The sequence below is a fragment of the Methylobacterium sp. 142-1Y genome (assembly GCF_057747795.1).
The window spans coordinates 1,767,879-1,783,580 of record NZ_CM173224.1 but is presented as its reverse complement, the minus strand read 5'-3'; the positions used below and the strand labels follow the sequence as shown (position 1 = coordinate 1,783,580).

The window sequence follows — 15,702 nt, the reverse complement described above, 5'->3', positions numbered from 1 at the left end:
GGCGGTCCTGTTAGATACGGAGCAGGGTGTCGAGCATGTCGCGGGCCGCCGTCAGCACCCGGGCATTGGCGCTGTAGGCGGTCTGGAGCTGGATCAGCCGGGACATCTCCTCGTCCACGCTGACGCCGGATTCCTTGCCGAAGCGGCTCTGGGCCGAGGACAGGGCGATCTGCTGGCCTTCGTCGAGCTGCTGCGCCTCGGCGCTGGCCGCGCCTCGCGCATCGACGACCGACTGGGTGAAGCCGGTGACGGTGGTGAAGCGCGGGGCGCTGACGCCGCCGATGCCGCTTGCCGCCGAGAAGGTCAGCGTGCGGTTGGTCAGCGCATCGGTGAGGGTTTGCGGCCGCGCCGTGTCGCCCGAGGCGGTGGTGCCGGCGTAATCGACCAGGGTCGACGAATCGGCCGCGACCGCCGGGTTGACGGCGAGGCGCTGGGCGTAGCCCGTCAGGTGCGAGCCGCCCTCGAACGAGCCGGTGAACACGCCACCGGTCCCGCCATCGACGAACAGGGCGAGCTGGCCGCTGCCGGTCTTGGTGTCGGAGGCGTTGGTCGGCACGGTGACGGAGGCGCTGGCGCCGGTGAGCGCGAGGGCCGCCGGGTCCGACAGGATCCGTACCGAGCCGGCAGCGCCACCGGGTGTCGCCGACACGGTGAATCCGGTGCCGAGCACCGCGCCGATCTGCTGCGCGATCGTCGAATCCCCGCCCGAGATGTCGACTGGTACCACGAGCGCGGTCGGGTCGTCGGTGAGCTTGGGGTCGATCGGGTCGGGCGCCGCGCCGTTCGTCGGCATCAGGATCAGGTTGCGCCCCACTCCCGCCGCGTTGCGCACGCCGAGCGTCACGGCGTTGCCGGCCTGGAGCCCGGTGAGGTCGATGTCGAAGCCGGTCAGCCCGTTGGCGGACGCCGCGGTTCCAGTCGCCGGGCGGTCGCTCAGGGCCCGCGACAGGCCGGAGGCGAGGTCGTCGAGCTGGCGCTGGGCCTGGACCAGGGTGTCGTCGCGCAAGCTCACCGCGGCGGCGATCGAGCCGGAGCGGATCGCACCCGTAGCGACGAGGTCGATTCTAGCGCCGGCCGGCGTCGTCGCCGTCACGGTGCCGACGCCGCGGGCGGCCAGGTCGGCCGAATATTGTGCCTCGGGACTCAGGGAACCACGGCCGTCGAAGGCGAGGCTCGCCGCCGCCCCGTGATCGACCAGGGTCGCGCCGGAGGCGGTGAGCAGGGTGACCGAGCCGTCGGGCTGGTCGCTCACCTGCACGTCGAGATATTGCGACAGGGTGTTGATCGCCTGGTCGCGCCGGTCGAGGAGATCGGCGGTGCCGGCATCGCTCTTCGGCGCACCGGCGATCTTGCCGTTCAGATCCGCGATCTGCGTGAGAAGCGTGCTCGCCGAGGCGACATCGCTGCCGAGCTGCGATTCGAGGCCGCTGCGCAGGTCCTGCACGCCACGCGCGATGCCCGAGATCGTGGTGGCGACGGTCCGGGCGGCGCTCAAAGCGGTCGCCCGCGAGGCGGCGGAGGTCGGATCGGTCGTCAGCGCCTGGAGCGATTGCGTGAAGGTGTTCATCACCCCGTCGAGGGCGCTGCCGCTGCCCGGGGTGCCGTAGAGCGCGTCGAGCTGGCCCTGCACCTTGGCCGACAGCCCGGTATAGGCCGCCCCCGCGGTCTCGAGGCGCAGCTGCTTGAGCGACACCGCGTCGAGGGTCCGGCTGATCGTCCCCGTGGCGACGCCGGAATTGCCGAGCGTCGAGACGGAGGTCAGGGTGCGCTTGACGTAGCCGGCGGTGCCGGCATTGGCGACGTTCTGCGACACGAGGCCGATCGCCGCCTGCGTCACCTGCAGGCCGGCGGTCGAGGTGTTGAGGGCGTTGAGGGACATCGGTCGGACCCCGGGTGAGGGAGAGAGCCGGGCCGCACCGCCGCGCCCCTTTTGGGGCCGCGTCACGTGCCGGCATCTCGCGGGTTGGGCCGGAAACGATCGGGCCGCCTTTTGCAGCCGACCGGGTCCGGGGGGCGACGGACCCGCAAGGCTCCGCCGCGATGCGGCTCCGCATCGGCATGCCGACACGCAATCCGTCTGTCTTGTCGCTTCGTCGCAGCCTTTTGCCGCGGCACTGGCGAGCACTTCTTCAGATATCCGCCTTTTGCAGTATCGGATGAAGTGGATAACGAACCCTTAAAAACCTAGCGGATGACGTTGATGAGATCGGACATCATCTGCTGGGCGGTCGACATCACCCGGGTGTTGGCCGAATAAGCCTGCTGGGTGACGATGAGCTTGGAAAATTCGCCGGCGGTGTCGGTGTTCGACTGCTCGACATTGCCGCCGACGATGGTGGTGCCGGATAGCCCGGCCAGCGGCTCGCCGGATTCCGCGGTCTGGGCGTAGTTGCCGCCCGAGACCGCCTTGAGGGAGTTGGGCGCGTTGAACCGCACCACGCCGACCTGGGCCAGGGCCACGCTGTTGCCGTTGGAATAGGTGCCGGTGAGCTTGCCGTCGCCCGTCACCGCGAGCGAGTTGAGCGTGCCGGCGGCGTAGCCGTTCTGCTGCAAGGTGGTGGTGGTGACCTGGCCGCCGGCCGAGCCGTACTGGGTCAGTCCGCCGGTGCCGAAGTTCAGCGCGACCGCCCCGAGATTGGTGCCGTTCACCGTCAGGTTGGGGATGCTGAGGCTGGTGCCGGTGGGCGAGGTGAGCTGCCCGCTGCCGTTGAAGGTGAAGGCCTGGCCGGCATTCTGCCAGGTCCCGGCCGCGGTGCCGGTGGCGGTCTGGTTGGCGTAGTACAGGTTCCAGGTATCGCCGGTACCCGCCGTCGCGTCGGCATTCGCGACCTTGGCCCAGCGCATCTGCAGGCTCACCGGGGTGCCGGTGCCGGAATAGGCCGTGAGCTCGCCGCCCGCGATGCTGGAATTGACGAAGGCGGCCGAATCGGAGGCTGCGACCGTCGGGGCCGTCGCGGCGGTACCCGAGAGCACCCGGGGATCGCCGCCCGGCAGGGTGCCGAGGAGCGCGTTGCCCGACGTCGTGGTCGGGGTGCTCGGCAGGTTCGCCGCGTAGGCGATGCTGGTCGTCGGCTTTGCCGGCAGGGACGCGTCCGAGATCTTGATCGGCCCGGTGCCGGTCGAGGCGCCGCTCACCGGGTCGAGGCTCTGACCCGTCAGGTAGGCGCCGGCGCCGTTGACGAGGTAACCGTCGCGGTCGACCGAGAAGTCGCCGCGGCGGGTGTAGAGGCTGGTGCCCGAGAAGGTCGGCGTGCCGCCGGGCGTCCCGCCGGCGGTCTGCACGGTGAAGAAGCCGTCGCCGCTGAGCGCCATGTTGGTGGGGATGCCGGTCGCCGCCACCCCGCCCTGCAGGCTGTTGGTCAGCTGCGAGAACGCCGCGACCCCGCCGGCGCTCTGCTGCTTGGCCGGCTGCTCGACCAGCATGTCGGCGAAGTCGGTGTCGATCCGCTTGTAGCCGACGGTCTGCGAATTCGCGATATTCCCCGAAATGTTCCCGAGGCTGAAGGCCTGGGCCTGGAGACCCGAGACCGAAGTCTGCAACGCGCCGAAAAGGTCCATCTTTTCCACATCCCGTCCGGATCACTCGGCGGGATGATCCGCAAGCCGTGTGCCACAGCCCAAGTCATTGATTTTATTGAGACACAGAACCATCGCGCGGCAAAACCCGCCGGGTGCCACCCGGCCCCTGCGGCAAAAACTGCCGTCGGATCGCCAGGACCATGTTTACGCGACGTTGAACCTCTTGGCCTTAGCTGCCCACCTGGACCGCGGTGGAACCAGGGACATGCGCCCGAGCAAGCGAAGCAGCCTCATTCACCTGATCTACTTCTCGCGTGCTCAGCTCTCCGCCGAGCCGCAGGAGCGGGCGCGCCAAGTCAACGACATCGCCCGTCATGCGCAGAAGAAGAACGAGTTCTCGGTCATCACCAGCCTCTTGATCGTCGATCAGGGCTACTTCATCCAGATTCTCGAAGGGGAGCGGATGTCGGTGCAGGAGACGTTCCAGCGGATCGGCGGGGATATCCGCCATCGCGACGTCCACATCGTCGAGTGGCGCGAGATCGCCAAGCGCGAGTTCGTGACGTCGTTCGCGTATGTCCTGCGCACCGCGACCAACGACGCCCTGTTCCAGAAGGCCAACCTGGCGCCGATGCTCCAGCGCGGGACCCCGAAGGCGAGCACGATCCACGCCCTCGCCCAGGCGCTGCAGGCCGACACCATGGCCAAGCAGGGCATCGACCACCTCTTCGTGTAGGACCCGCCGGGAGCCCCCGGCGATCCCTCCCAAACCTAACCCCGCTGGCTGGATCCGATGAGCGAAGCACCCCCGATCCTGATCGTCGACGACCAGGTCAAACTCGTCCGCCTGATCACCGAGCTGATGAACCGCCTCGGCTTCCCGGAGGTCGAGGGCGTGACCGACGGGCCGCAGGCGCTCGAGGCTTTGCGCAGCAAGCGCTACGGCCTGGTGATCTCCGACCTCGACATGGAGCCGATGGACGGTATCCAGCTCCTGCGCGAGATCCGGTCCGACGACGTCTTGATGAACATGCCGTTCATCCTCACCGAGACCTCGTTCAGCTTCGAGGACATCAACGTCGCGCACCTCGCCGGCGCCGACGCCTTCATCCTGAAACCCTTCGACCTGTCGCTCCTGAAGACGAAGCTGAAGCAGGTGCTGAACGGCCGGCCGCGCAAGCGCGAGACGCCGGTGGGCCCGATCTCGAGCCTCAACGTCGACTTCCCGCTCCTCGGCAAGATGTGAGTATCGGGCGCCGCCCCACTGATGGGGCGGGCGCCGGCTGGTCGTCTCACGCCCGGCGCTTCTGATAGTCCTTCACATCGGTGAAGCGGATCGCGGGCGCCCGCTCCTCCTCGTAGCGCAGCGAGAATCCGGTGGTCGCCATGAAGACCGGCGCCCCGTCGAGATCGCTCGCCATCGACGAGCCGTGCGAACCGACGAACTTGTCGAGCTCGGCCTGGTCCTCCGATTCGATCCAGCGGCAGATGGTGAAGCGGGTCGGCTCGTAGTCGATCGGCAGGCCGTATTCCGCCTGGAGCCGCTCCTTCAGCACGTCGAGCTGCAGCGCTCCCACCACGCCGACGATCGCGCTCGAACCGTCCTGCGGCAGGAAGAGCTGCACCACCCCCTCCTCCGCCATCTGCTGCAGGGCCTCGCGCAGCTTCTTGGCCTTCATCGCGTCGGTGAGCTTGATCCGGCGGAGAAGCTCCGGGGCGAAGCTCGGCACGCCGCGGAAGACCAGCTCCTCGCCCTCGGTGAGCGTGTCGCCGATGCGCAGGGTCCCGTGGTTGGGGATGCCGACGACGTCGCCCGCATAGGCTTCATCCGCGATGGCCCGGTCCTGGGCGAAGAAGAATTGCGGCGCCGAGAGCGAGATCGGCTTGCCGGTGCGCACGAGCTTGGCCTTCATGCCGCGGCTGAGCTTGCCGGAGCAGACCCGCATGAAGGCGATGCGGTCCCGGTGGTTCGGGTCCATGTTCGCCTGGATCTTGAACACGAAGCCGGTCATCTTCGGCTCGGTCGGCGAGACCGCGCGGGTATCGGCATCCTGGCCCCGCGGCGGCGGCGCCACCTCGGCGAGCCCGTCGATCAGGTCGCGCACGCCGAAATTGCGCAAGGCGCTGCCGAAGAAGACCGGGGTCAGGTGGCCCTCGCGGAAGGCGTCGAGATCGAACGGCTTGCAGCCGCCCTCCGCCAGCTCCGCCTCCTCGCGCCAGGTCGCGGCGTCTCCCGCCTCCGGCAGCAGGGTGTCGAAGAGCGGGTCGTCGAGGCCCGACACCGGCACGGTGCCGGCATCGTCCGCCGCGTCGAGCCGGCGGACGCGCCGCCGCAGCAGGTCGTAGGTGCCGGCGAAGCTGCGGCCGCGGCCGATCGGCCAGGTCACCGGCGCCACGTCGAGGGCAAGGGTCTTCTCGATCTCGTCGAGGAGGTCGAAGGTGTCTCGGGATTCCCGGTCGAGCTTGTTGACGAAGGTGACGATCGGGATGTCGCGCAGGCGGCAGACCTCGAACAGCTTGCGGGTGCGCGCCTCGATGCCCTTGGCCGCATCGATCACCATCACGGCGGAATCGACCGCGGTCAGCGTCCGGTAGGTGTCCTCCGAGAAGTCCTCGTGGCCCGGCGTGTCGAGCAGGTTGAAGACGCAGTCGCCGTACTCGAAGGTCATCACCGAGGTGACGACCGAGATGCCGCGCTCCTTCTCGATGCCCATCCAGTCCGAGCGGGTCGAGACGCGGTTGCGCTTGGCCTTGACCTCTCCGGCGAGCTGGATCGCGCCGCCGAACAGCAGCAGTTTCTCGGTCAGCGTGGTCTTGCCGGCATCCGGGTGCGAGATGATCGCGAAGGTGCGGCGCCGGGCGACCGGATCGGCGGGGGCGCGCGGGGCGTCTGTCTGCATCAGCATGGGAGGTGTGTAGCCCGGACCCGGGTTTCTGTCTCGGGTCCGTCGGGGCCCGGCATCGGCGAGGTAAGGATGTCCCCATCGGGGAACGCGCGGGCACCGCCTCGGCGCCCGCGCCGTCTCTCTACCCCAAGCCGGCGCCCGAGGGCCAGAGGCCGCGCCCCGTCAGCCGCGGCCGATGAACGGCATCTTGGTGGCCATCACGGTCATGAACTGCACGTTGGCGTCGAGCGGCAGGCTCGCCATGTAGACCACCGCGTCGGCGACGTGCTTGGCGTCCATGGTCGGCTCGGGGCGGGTCGAGCCGTCGGGCTGGGGCACGCCGGCCTGCATGCGCACGGTCATGTCGGTGGCGGCGTTGCCGATATCGACCTGGCCGCAGGCGATGTCGTGGGCCCGCCCGTCCAGCGAGGTCGAGCGGGTGAGACCCGTGATGGCGTGCTTGGTGGCGGTGTAGGGGGCCGAGAACGGCCGCGGCACGTGGGCCGAGATCGAGCCGTTGTTGATGATCCGCCCGCCGCGCGGCTGCTGCTTCTTCATCAGCCGGAACGCGCCCTGGGTGCACAGGAAGGCACCGGTGAGGTTGGTGTCGACCACCGCCTTCCAGGTCGCGACCGGCAGTTCGTCGAGCTCGACCGGCGGCGCGCCGATGCCGGCATTGTTGAACAGGACGTCGAGGCGGCCGAAGGTCTCCTCGACGCGGGCAAACAGCGCGGCCACCGAGGCCTCGTCGCCGATATCGGTCGGCTGCGCCAGTGCCCGCCGGCCCTTGGCCTCGATCTCGGCGGCGACCGCCTGCAACGGCTCGGGCCGGCGCCCCGACAGCACCACGTCGTAGCCGGCATCGGCCAGCCCGAGCGCCACCGCGCGCCCCACCCCCGAGCCGGCCCCGGTCACCAGCGCGACCTTCTGCATGCTCATCGGCTCTCCTCCCCCTGTCGTTGATGGTTGCGGCTATCCCTGCCGTTCGCAAGGATCGGCATACACGAGCCCGAAAGCCCCTCCAACCGCCGCCCGTGCACCGAACCGCAACGCCCCCGGTTGCCAGCACCGCCCCACCCGGCTATGGAAGCGCCAGCCGCGCGTTGGGGCGTCGCCAAGCGGTAAGGCAGCGGTTTTTGGTACCGCCATTCCCAGGTTCGAATCCTGGCGCCCCAGCCACTTCTTCAGCTTGTTCCTCCAGATTCGTCGGGGTCTCACCCAGTCACACGGCGGAGTGAGCCAGCGGCTGGATTTCGCCGCGAAGCCGGCTTTCTAGATCGAAAGACGCGCTCGACAAGCGCTGCCAATCCCGGTTCTATCCGGCACCCCGATCCCCGCCCGCCAAGGTCGGGACGGCAAGAAACGGTCCCCGGAGGAATCCAGATGCGCTCATCCCTGACCGCGCTCGCGGCGGCGCTCGCCTGCGCGACCGCCTTCGCGGCCCCGGCCCTGGCGGCCGACCCGATCAAGATCGGGGTGACCGGCCCCTATACCGGCGGCTCCTCGTCGATGGGCGTATCGATGCGCGACGGCGTGCGGCTCGCCGCCGAGGAGATCAACAAGAACGGCGGCGTGCTCGGACGCCAGATCCAGCTCGTCGAGCGCGACGACGAGGCCAAGAACGAGGTCGGCGCCCAGGTCGCCCAGGAACTGATCAACAAGGAGAAGGTGGTCGCCACCCTCGGCTTCATCAATACCGGTGTGGCTCTCGCCGCCCAGCGCTTCTACCAGGAAGCCGAGATCCCGGTGATCAACAACGTCGCCACCGGCACCGTGATCACCAACCAGTTTAACCCGCCGGACTACGACAACAACTACGTCTTCCGCACCTCGGCCTACGACGTGCTGCAAGCCGGCATGATGGCCGACGAGGCGGTCGCCCAGGGCTTCAAGAAGATCGCGATCCTGGCCGATTCGACCAATTACGGCCAGCTCGGCCGCGAGGACCTCGAAAAATACCTCAAGGCCAAGGGCATCAAGCCGGTCGTGGTGGAAAAATTCAACATCAAGGACGTCGACATGACGCCCCAGCTGTTGAAGTCGCAACAGGCGGGCGCCGACGTGATCCTGGCCTACGGCATCGGCCCGGAACTGGCCCAGATCGCCAACGGCATGGCCAAGCTCGGCTGGAAGGTGCCGATGATCACCTCGTGGCCGGCCTCGATGCAGAGCTTCATCGATATCGCCGGGGCGAACGGCAACGGCGTGATCATGCCCCAGACCTTCATCGAGGATAAGACGCTGCCGAAGCGCAAGTCCTTCCTCGACGGCTATTACGCCACCTTCAAGGTCAACAAGATCCCGACCCCGGTGGCGGGCGCGCAAGGCTACGATTCGGTCTACCTGCTGGCGGCCGCGATCAAGCAGGCCGGGACCACCGACGGCCCGAAGGTCCGCGCCGCGCTCGAGGACCTGAACGGCAAGGTCGAGGGCGTGGTCACCACCTACGACAAGCCGTTCACGGCCAAGGACCACAACGCCATCAGCCGCAACATGGTGGTGTTCGGCAAGGTCCAGGACGGCAAGATCGTCTACGCCAAGGACGAGGACGCCAAGAACGCGGGCGTCGTCCGCGTCAAGGAGAAGGCCTCGAACTGAGGCCGCACCTGAAGGCCCCGCGCCCGTGGCGCGGGGCCCGTACCCGCGCATGAGCGCGGGGTCCGCCCCGCCGCATGATGCCCGGGGCCGCCCGACGAGACGAGCCTTCCCGTCATGCATATCTTCCTTCAGCTCGTGGCGAGCGGCGTCGCCGTCGGCATGATCTACGCCGCGATCGCGTTCGGCTACCAGCTCACCTTCGCGACCTCCAAGACCCTGAATTTCGGCCAGGGCGAGGCGCTGATGCTGGGCGCCCTGTTCGGCCTGACGCTGGTGCCGTTCACCGGCTACTGGCTGATGCTGCCGCTGGTCCTGGTCTTCGGCTTCGCCCTCGGCGCGGTGGTCGAGCGGCTCGGCGTGCGCCCTGCCGTGAAGATCAAGTCCGAGTACGGGTGGATCATGGCCACCATCGCGCTGGGCATCATCTTCAAGAACGTCGCCGAGAACATCTGGGGGCGCGACGACCTCAAGTTCCCTTCGCCGCTGCCGGAAGAAGCGCTGACCGTCGGCGGCGTCCGGGTGCTGCCGATGGAACTGATGATCGTCGCCGGCGCGCTCCTGATGATGCTCGCGGTCGAATTGTTCAACCGCCGCTCGATCTGGGGCAAGGCGGTGGTGGCGACCTCGAACGACATCGACGCCGCGGGGCTCATGGGCATCAACACCCAGAAGGTCATCACCCTGTCCTACTCGATCAGCGCGATGACGGCGGCCTTCGCGGGCGTGCTCGTCGCCCCGGTCACCCTCACGGGTGCCACGATGGGCTCGGTGCTGGCGCTCAAGGCCTTCGCGGTGGCGATCATCGGCGGCCTCGAATCCGGCCTCGGCGTGATCGTCGGCGGGCTGATCCTCGGCGTCGCCGAGACGCTCACCGGCTTCTACATCTCGACCGGCTACAAGGACGTGCCCGGCCTGATCCTGTTGCTCGCCGTGCTGGCGGTGCGCCCGGTCGGCCTGTTCGGCAAGGCCGTGATCAAGAAGGTCTGATCGTTTTCGCTCAGCGCCGCTCCCGGATCGCGGGAGCGGTTCTCAATGCCCCCCGTTCATCCAGGGTCCTTCATCACCATGGCGCAGTCCGCCCCCGCGCCGGCGCTGGCCCGGCAAACCGCCCCGCCGGTCCCTCAAGCCGGGCTCGGCCGCTTCGTCGGCCTCCTCGGGGCCGTGTGCCTCGTCGTCTTCCTGGCGGCGTTCCCGCACGTCGTCACCAGCCAGTACTACATCCACCTGCTGGTGGTGATCGCCATCTACGCGATCCTGATCCTCGGTCTCGACATCGTGGTCGGCTATACTGGCCAGGTCTCGCTGGGCCATGCCGGCCTGTTCGGCATCGGTGCCTACGCGGCGGCCGTCTTGTTCCTCAAATTCAAGCTGGGGCTGTGGGCGGGTCTTCTCGCCGGCATCGGCGTCACGGCGGGGTTCGGCCTGCTGCTGGCCATCCCGGCGCTCCGGGTCAGCGGGCCCTATCTCGCCATGGTGACGCTGGCCTTCGGCACCATCATCCAGATCTTCATCAACGAGATGACGGATCTCACCAACGGTCCGCTGGGCATCACCCTGCCGCCGGCCCGGGTCCTCGACTTCTCGCTGATCGGCCTGCAGGCGCCCTGGGGGGCCGCCGGCCGCAAGCTCGAATTCTACTACCTCGTCTGCGCCTGCCTGCTCGCCACCATCGTGGTGGTCAACCGGGTGGTGCGCTCGCCGTTCGGCCGCGCCTTCGAGGCCCTGCGCGATTCGCCGATCGCCTGCGACTGCATGGGCGTCAGCGTCTACCGCTACAAGGTCTACGCCTTCGTCATCTCGGCGGCGCTCGCGGGTCTAGCCGGCGCGCTCTTCGCCTGGTCGGAGCGCTACGTCGCGCCGAATTCCTACGGCTTCGAGCTGACGGTGCTGTTCCTGCTCGCCGTCACCATGGGCGGGCGCAAGTCGCGCGCCGGTCCCCTGATCGGCGCCGCCATCATCGTGATGATGCCGAACATCCTGGCCGATATCGGGCTCGTGCGGATCATGGCCGGCATCATCGCAGGCCTCGCGATCGTCGTGGTCGGCCTCGCCTTCCTGCGCCGGAAGGACGACCGGATGACGCTCCTCATCCCGGGCGCGCTCTGCCTCGCCTTCTTCCCGGCGACGCTGGCGATGGAATCGGTCACCGACTTCCGCCTCACCGTCTTCGGCCTGATGATCCTGTTCGTGGTCTATTACCTGCCGGACGGCATCGTCGGCTTCCTGCGGGAGAAGCTGCCCTTCCTGCGCCCGCACCATACCGGGGCGACCCAGGAACTCGCGGCCTCGGGCGACGCGCTGATCCGCCAGGGCGGCCGCTCCGGCGCCGACCCGCTGCTCAGGGTCGAGCGGGCGGTGATGCAGTTCGGCGGCCTCAAGGCCCTCAACGAGGTCGACCTCGCGGTGCGGCCGGGCACGATCCACGGCCTGATCGGGCCGAACGGCTCGGGCAAGAGCACGATGATGAACGTGCTCACCGGCATCTACAAGCCGACCGCGGGAGGGGTGTCGCTGGCCACGGGCACGGACGCGGTCAAGCGTCTCGACGGCCGCACGCCGTCCGAGATCGCGCTCGCGGGCGTCGCCCGCACCTTCCAGAACGTCCAGCTCTTCCGCGAGATGACGGCGCTCGAGAACGTGTTGGTCGGCCTGCACCACAGCTTCCAGGGAACCCTGTTCGACGCGATCCTCGGCACGCCGCGGCGCCGGCGCGAGGAGCGCGAGGCCCGGGCCCGCGCCATGGCGATCCTCGACTTCGTGGGCCTCGGGTCGCTCGCCCAGGTCGAGGCCCGCAACCTTCCTTATGGCAAGCAGCGTCTCCTCGAGATCGGCCGGGCGCTCGCACTCGATCCCGTCCTGCTGCTCCTCGACGAGCCGGCCGCGGGCCTGACCGCTCCCGACATCACGGAGCTGACCCTCATCATCCGCAAGATCCGCGACGCCGGCATCACGGTGATCCTGATCGAGCACCACATGGACGTGGTGATGGGGCTGTGCGACCGCGTCAGCGTGCTCGATTTCGGCCACAAGATCGCCGAGGGCGGCGCCCGCGAGGTCCAGTCCGACCCGAAGGTCATCGAAGCCTATCTCGGCAGCCCGGTTGCCGACGCCGCGGAGTAGAGAGATGCTCGATGTCAGCGGCCTGTCGGCCGGCTACGGCCAGATCGAGGTTCTGCACGGCCTCACCTTCACGGTGCCGAAGGGCCAGGTCGTCACCCTGATCGGCTCCAACGGGGCCGGCAAGACCACCACGATGCGGGCGCTCTCGGGCATGATCAAGCCGCGCGCCGGCTCGATCAAGCTCAACGGCCGCGAGATCGGCGGCCTGGAGAGCCACGACGTCGCCCGCACCGGCCTCGCCCACTCGCCCGAGGGACGGCGGGTCTTCCCGACCCTCTCGGTCGAGGACAACCTGACGCTCGGCGCCTTCCCGCGCCTCACCGGCTCGCGGCCGAAGGGCGACGTCAACGCCGACCGGGAGCGGGCCTACACGCTGTTCCCGCGGCTGCGCGAGCGCCGCACTCAGCTCGCCGGCACCCTGTCGGGCGGCGAGCAGCAGATGCTCGCCATGGGCCGGGCCCTGATGCTGCGCCCGGAGATCCTGCTCCTCGACGAGCCCTCGATGGGCCTCGCCCCGAAGCTGGTGGAGGAGGTTTTTCGGATCATCCGCCGGCTGAAGGAAGAGCAGGTGACGATGCTGCTGGTCGAGCAGTTCGCCATGGCGGCTTTGGGTGTGGCCGACCACGCCTACGTGCTGGAGAACGGCCGCATCCGCTTCCAGGGCCCGGCGGCCCAGCTGCGCAACGATCCGCAGGTGCGAGCGGCCTATCTGGGCGGCGGGCATTGACGAAATCGGATCGGCGGGGCGCCCTTGCGTCACCGCCGGTTCATCGAGCACTTCTATTCTCGCATCCGGAAACCGGATCGGAGAAGAGTCGTGACATCGCTGCTCGCCGCCGCCGCGCTGGTCATGGGCGTCGGCATCCCCCAGGCCTGGGCCCTCGGCAACCCGGCCTCGGCCTACTGCACCTCCGTCGGCGGGCGCCTGGAGATCCGCAAGGAGGCCAAGGGCGACGCCGGCTATTGCCACCTGCCGGACGGGCGCGTGGTCGAGGAGTGGCAGCTTTTCCGCGAGGCGAACAAGGCGAAGAACTGACGCCTGTTGGACGGGTTGCGTCGACGGAGCGTAGGCCCGTCGACGCAAGTTCGCTGCAAACAGCATCCGGTCGCATCACGATCGAACGTCGCTCCAGAGCGTTTTCCGACGAAGCGGATGCCGGTTCGTCGTAGAAAACGCGGTAAAATCAGGATCTGGAGAGCTTCGCGATTGCTACGCGATCGTGACGTGCTCTAGGCGCTCATCCCGAGGAACACGACCAGGGCGATCCCGAGGGCGAGGCACGAGGCTGCGGCGAACAGGACGGGCATCTTCGGGCCTCCTAGGGCAGCGGCGACGAAAGCCGTCCTAGCGCCGGAGTGAGGCCGCTCCGTGACGACGGGTCAGAAAGCTCGGCCGTCCCGCCTCCACGGCGGTGCCAACGATCCCAAAAGCGCGCTGCTGCCCGACTCGCCCCGCGAGGTATGTTCCGGTAGAATGGCTCCCTGAGCAAGCAAGGAGAGCCATGCATCTCGTCGTGACGGCCCACACCCCGGACGGGCACCTCTCGTACCAGCGCACCTCGCCGGAGGCAGCCCTGGAGAAGGCCGACGAACTCGCAGCCGACGGTCACGAGTGGATCGTCATCACCGACATCACCGGCCGGCATTACGAGCCGGGCGAGTTCGACGATCTGTTCGTGCATCCGGGCCGCTGAGGACGCGGGGCGGGGCCGTCGCGCCCCGCCCGTCCTCCGGCGACCGCGCCGATCGGCGTAGGCCGTCGTCGCCGAAAGACTGCCCGGCACCGTCGACTCGACAAGGTTGCTCCGTCCCCGTCCCATGGTCTGATCGCGTCCTGCGTGCAGGGCCGCGAGACGCGGTTCCGGCGTCGCGCCGGCTGGCTTTTCGCGATGGCGGGCCGCCGGGACGTGCAACCGGGGCCCGCCAGCCGGGTCGGACAGGCCAAAGGGGCGGACATGCCGAGCGTCGACGTCATCATTCCCTGCTATCGCTACGCGGATTTCCTCGCCGAGAGCGTCGGCAGCGTCCTGGCGACCGAGGGGTGCGACGTCCGCGTCCTGATCCTCGACGACGCCTCGCCCGACCACACGCCCGAGGTGGCCGAGGCCCTGCGCCGGGCCGATTCCCGCGTCGAATACGTCCGGCACGCGACCAACCGCGGCCACATCGCCACCTACAACGAGGGCCTGGCCTGGGCGCGGGCGGACTGCCTGCTGCTGCTCTCCGCCGACGATTTCGTCACGCCAGGCGCCCTGGCGCGGGCCGCGTACCTGATGCAGGCGCGGCCGGAGCTGAGCCTTGTCTACGGCCCCTATCTCAGCGTCGAGGAGGGAAGGCCCCGTCCGGAGATGCCGTCGGCCGACCTCGACGCTGCGCACACGATCTACGACACGAGCCGGTTCTTCGCGCTCAACCGTTTCATCAATCCGGTCCACACCTCGACCGCGGTGGTGCGCACCGCGATTCAGCACAAGGTCGGCGGCTACCGGGCGGAGCTGACCCATTCGGGTGATCAGGAGATGTGGCTGCGGCTGGCCCTGCACGGCGCCGTCGCCCGGATCGACCGCCCGCAGGGCGTCTGGCGCCAGCACGGCAGCAACATGTCGTCGTATTATTACGAGCAGATGCTGCGCGACATCGACCAGCGCAAGCTGATGTTCGACACCGTGTTCGGTTATCCCGAGGCGGCGGCGGTCGCCGACCTGGAGAGGCCGATGCGGCTGGGGCTCGCCATGGCGGCGGTGCGCCATGCCAGCCAGCCCTTCGACCGCGGCGACTCCGCCGGTGCGCGGGCGATGATGGCGCATGCCGCCGGCATCAGCCCGGAGGTCCGCCGCACGCGCCTGTGGTGGCTCCAGCGCGCCAAGCTGGCGATGGGCCCGCGCGCCTGGCAGGCCGTGCGCCCGGTCGTCACGAAAGGTCTCGGCCTGTCGCTCGGCCGTTTCGTCGCCCCGATCGAGCGCCCGGACGCGGTGCAGGACGCGCGCTGACGCGTGCCGAAGCCTAGCCGCCTGGTCTCTCAGGCGCCGGCCTGGAGGATCCGGGCGTTGCCGAGAGCGTCCGCGCGGACCGGCAGCGGGCGGACGGGAAACGGAATGATCTGGCAGCGGCTCTCCGGCTCCGGGGCGTCGCGGCGGAGGGCCGAGCGCTCGACGGCGGCGGCGATCGCCAGCTTCACGCGCGGGGAAAAGCCGCGGCGGCGCAGCCAGGCGGGGATCGGGGAGAAGCGTCTCGTCGACATGGTCCATAAGCCGGTGCAGGTGGGCGACGGCGTTAGTTCAAACATGGAAGCAGCACCCGGGAAACGCCGCTGCGTCCCAATCTCTTGTCCCGGAATCCCAACGCGGCGGCGCCGGCCTTGAAGTCCGGCGTGGCGGCCCGATCTCGACGGGCCGCCCCCGAACGGTGACGCGGTACGGTGACGCGGTCGGGCGCGCCGCGCGCCCCACCACCACCCTTCGTCGTACCCCTTGCGCCATCCGGCCGGTGGCCTGTCGCCGGAAGGCGCGGCTCTCCGTCGGCAGGGCGCCTGCTACTCAGGGAACCGGACGCGGCGCGGTCTCGAAGCGGCGCCCTCGAA

14 protein-coding genes and 1 tRNA gene are annotated in these 15,702 nt (G+C 68.9%); 10 read left to right on the top strand and 5 right to left on the bottom strand.

Translation table 11 applies throughout. From position 1 onward, the window contains the following. Window positions 1-10: 10 nt before the first annotated feature. Together flgK and AC3AOF_RS08190 are read right to left on the bottom strand one after the other, a co-directional pair. Window positions 11-1,879: a flagellar hook-associated protein FlgK gene (gene flgK, locus AC3AOF_RS08195; protein ID WP_488348189.1), complete on the bottom strand. Its 1,869-nt coding sequence runs from the start codon at window positions 1,877-1,879 to the stop codon at window positions 11-13. A 305-nt stretch (window positions 1,880-2,184) separates the two neighbouring features. Beyond that, window positions 2,185-3,558 carry a flagellar hook protein FlgE gene (locus AC3AOF_RS08190; RefSeq protein ID WP_488348188.1) on the bottom strand — a complete coding sequence of 458 codons (1,374 nt, stop codon included), beginning with the start codon at window positions 3,556-3,558 and terminating at the stop codon, window positions 2,185-2,187. A 226-nt stretch (window positions 3,559-3,784) separates the two neighbouring features. On the opposite strand from AC3AOF_RS08190, the gene AC3AOF_RS08185 reads away from it, so the two are divergent. Together AC3AOF_RS08185 and AC3AOF_RS08180 are read left to right on the top strand one after the other, a co-directional pair. Then, entirely contained in the window at window positions 3,785-4,255 is a 471-nt protein-coding gene (locus AC3AOF_RS08185) for a BLUF domain-containing protein (protein WP_236991237.1), read from the top strand. Window positions 4,256-4,312: 57 nt separating this feature from the next. Continuing rightward, the gene (locus tag AC3AOF_RS08180; protein WP_236991238.1) at window positions 4,313-4,765 is read left to right on the top strand and encodes a response regulator; all 453 of its coding nucleotides are present in this window, start codon (window positions 4,313-4,315) and stop codon (window positions 4,763-4,765) included. Window positions 4,766-4,811: 46 nt separating this feature from the next. Here the strand turns inward: AC3AOF_RS08180 and AC3AOF_RS08175 are convergent, their stop codons facing one another. Both AC3AOF_RS08175 and AC3AOF_RS08170 read right to left on the bottom strand, forming a co-directional pair. Further along, a complete protein-coding gene (locus tag AC3AOF_RS08175) occupies window positions 4,812-6,425 on the bottom strand; it encodes a peptide chain release factor 3 (RefSeq protein ID WP_488348187.1) in 1,614 nt (537 codons plus the stop codon). A gap of 162 nt (window positions 6,426-6,587) precedes the next feature. Next, the gene (locus AC3AOF_RS08170) at window positions 6,588-7,343 is read right to left on the bottom strand and encodes an SDR family oxidoreductase (RefSeq protein WP_236991240.1); all 756 of its coding nucleotides are present in this window, start codon (window positions 7,341-7,343) and stop codon (window positions 6,588-6,590) included. Between the two features lie 165 nt (window positions 7,344-7,508). Here AC3AOF_RS08170 and AC3AOF_RS08165 point away from each other — a divergent pair. From AC3AOF_RS08165 to AC3AOF_RS08130, 8 genes are all read left to right on the top strand, one after another. After that, window positions 7,509-7,583 (top strand) — tRNA-Gln (locus AC3AOF_RS08165). Window positions 7,584-7,787: 204 nt separating this feature from the next. Next, on the top strand, window positions 7,788-9,002 hold the full coding sequence (locus tag AC3AOF_RS08160; RefSeq protein WP_236991241.1) for an ABC transporter substrate-binding protein: 1,215 nt from the start codon (window positions 7,788-7,790) through the stop codon (window positions 9,000-9,002). Window positions 9,003-9,116: 114 nt separating this feature from the next. Next, entirely contained in the window at window positions 9,117-9,989 is an 873-nt protein-coding gene (locus AC3AOF_RS08155; RefSeq protein ID WP_236991242.1) for a branched-chain amino acid ABC transporter permease, read from the top strand. Between the two features lie 78 nt (window positions 9,990-10,067). Next, on the top strand, window positions 10,068-12,122 hold the full coding sequence (locus AC3AOF_RS08150; RefSeq protein WP_488348970.1) for a branched-chain amino acid ABC transporter ATP-binding protein/permease: 2,055 nt from the start codon (window positions 10,068-10,070) through the stop codon (window positions 12,120-12,122). Window positions 12,123-12,126: 4 nt separating this feature from the next. Continuing rightward, window positions 12,127-12,849 (top strand): ABC transporter ATP-binding protein, encoded by a 723-nt coding sequence (locus AC3AOF_RS08145; protein WP_139034876.1) that lies wholly within the window; start codon window positions 12,127-12,129, stop codon window positions 12,847-12,849. Between the two features lie 90 nt (window positions 12,850-12,939). After that, a complete protein-coding gene (locus AC3AOF_RS08140; RefSeq protein ID WP_488348186.1) occupies window positions 12,940-13,158 on the top strand; it encodes a DUF333 domain-containing protein in 219 nt (72 codons plus the stop codon). 466 nt (window positions 13,159-13,624) lie between these two features. Further along, the gene (locus AC3AOF_RS08135) at window positions 13,625-13,816 is read left to right on the top strand and encodes a hypothetical protein (protein WP_203157014.1); all 192 of its coding nucleotides are present in this window, start codon (window positions 13,625-13,627) and stop codon (window positions 13,814-13,816) included. Window positions 13,817-14,077: 261 nt separating this feature from the next. Beyond that, the gene (locus AC3AOF_RS08130) at window positions 14,078-15,112 is read left to right on the top strand and encodes a glycosyltransferase family 2 protein (protein ID WP_236991245.1); all 1,035 of its coding nucleotides are present in this window, start codon (window positions 14,078-14,080) and stop codon (window positions 15,110-15,112) included. Window positions 15,113-15,141: 29 nt separating this feature from the next. On the opposite strand, the gene AC3AOF_RS08125 is transcribed toward AC3AOF_RS08130, so the two are convergent. Continuing rightward, entirely contained in the window at window positions 15,142-15,363 is a 222-nt protein-coding gene (locus tag AC3AOF_RS08125; RefSeq protein WP_488348185.1) for a hypothetical protein, read from the bottom strand. Between the last annotated feature and the right edge of the window lie 339 nt (window positions 15,364-15,702).

What these genes read in the sequence shown, in the direction of transcription:
- AC3AOF_RS08175 (WP_488348187.1), bottom strand. Translation starts at nt 6,425, where the DNA reads ATGCTGATGCAGACAGACGCCCCGCGCGCCCCCGCCGATCCGGTCGCC.
- AC3AOF_RS08135 (WP_203157014.1), top strand. Translation starts at nt 13,625, where the DNA reads ATGCATCTCGTCGTGACGGCCCACACCCCGGACGGGCACCTCTCGTAC.
- AC3AOF_RS08150 (WP_488348970.1), top strand. Translation starts at nt 10,068, where the DNA reads ATGGCGCAGTCCGCCCCCGCGCCGGCGCTGGCCCGGCAAACCGCCCCG.
- flgK (WP_488348189.1), bottom strand. Translation starts at nt 1,879, where the DNA reads ATGTCCCTCAACGCCCTCAACACCTCGACCGCCGGCCTGCAGGTGACG.
- AC3AOF_RS08145 (WP_139034876.1), top strand. Translation starts at nt 12,127, where the DNA reads ATGCTCGATGTCAGCGGCCTGTCGGCCGGCTACGGCCAGATCGAGGTT.
- AC3AOF_RS08180 (WP_236991238.1), top strand. Translation starts at nt 4,313, where the DNA reads ATGAGCGAAGCACCCCCGATCCTGATCGTCGACGACCAGGTCAAACTC.
- AC3AOF_RS08125 (WP_488348185.1), bottom strand. Translation starts at nt 15,363, where the DNA reads ATGTCGACGAGACGCTTCTCCCCGATCCCCGCCTGGCTGCGCCGCCGC.
- AC3AOF_RS08190 (WP_488348188.1), bottom strand. Translation starts at nt 3,558, where the DNA reads ATGGACCTTTTCGGCGCGTTGCAGACTTCGGTCTCGGGTCTCCAGGCC.
- AC3AOF_RS08155 (WP_236991242.1), top strand. Translation starts at nt 9,117, where the DNA reads ATGCATATCTTCCTTCAGCTCGTGGCGAGCGGCGTCGCCGTCGGCATG.
- AC3AOF_RS08185 (WP_236991237.1), top strand. Translation starts at nt 3,785, where the DNA reads ATGCGCCCGAGCAAGCGAAGCAGCCTCATTCACCTGATCTACTTCTCG.
- AC3AOF_RS08160 (WP_236991241.1), top strand. Translation starts at nt 7,788, where the DNA reads ATGCGCTCATCCCTGACCGCGCTCGCGGCGGCGCTCGCCTGCGCGACC.
- AC3AOF_RS08170 (WP_236991240.1), bottom strand. Translation starts at nt 7,343, where the DNA reads ATGAGCATGCAGAAGGTCGCGCTGGTGACCGGGGCCGGCTCGGGGGTG.
- AC3AOF_RS08130 (WP_236991245.1), top strand. Translation starts at nt 14,078, where the DNA reads ATGCCGAGCGTCGACGTCATCATTCCCTGCTATCGCTACGCGGATTTC.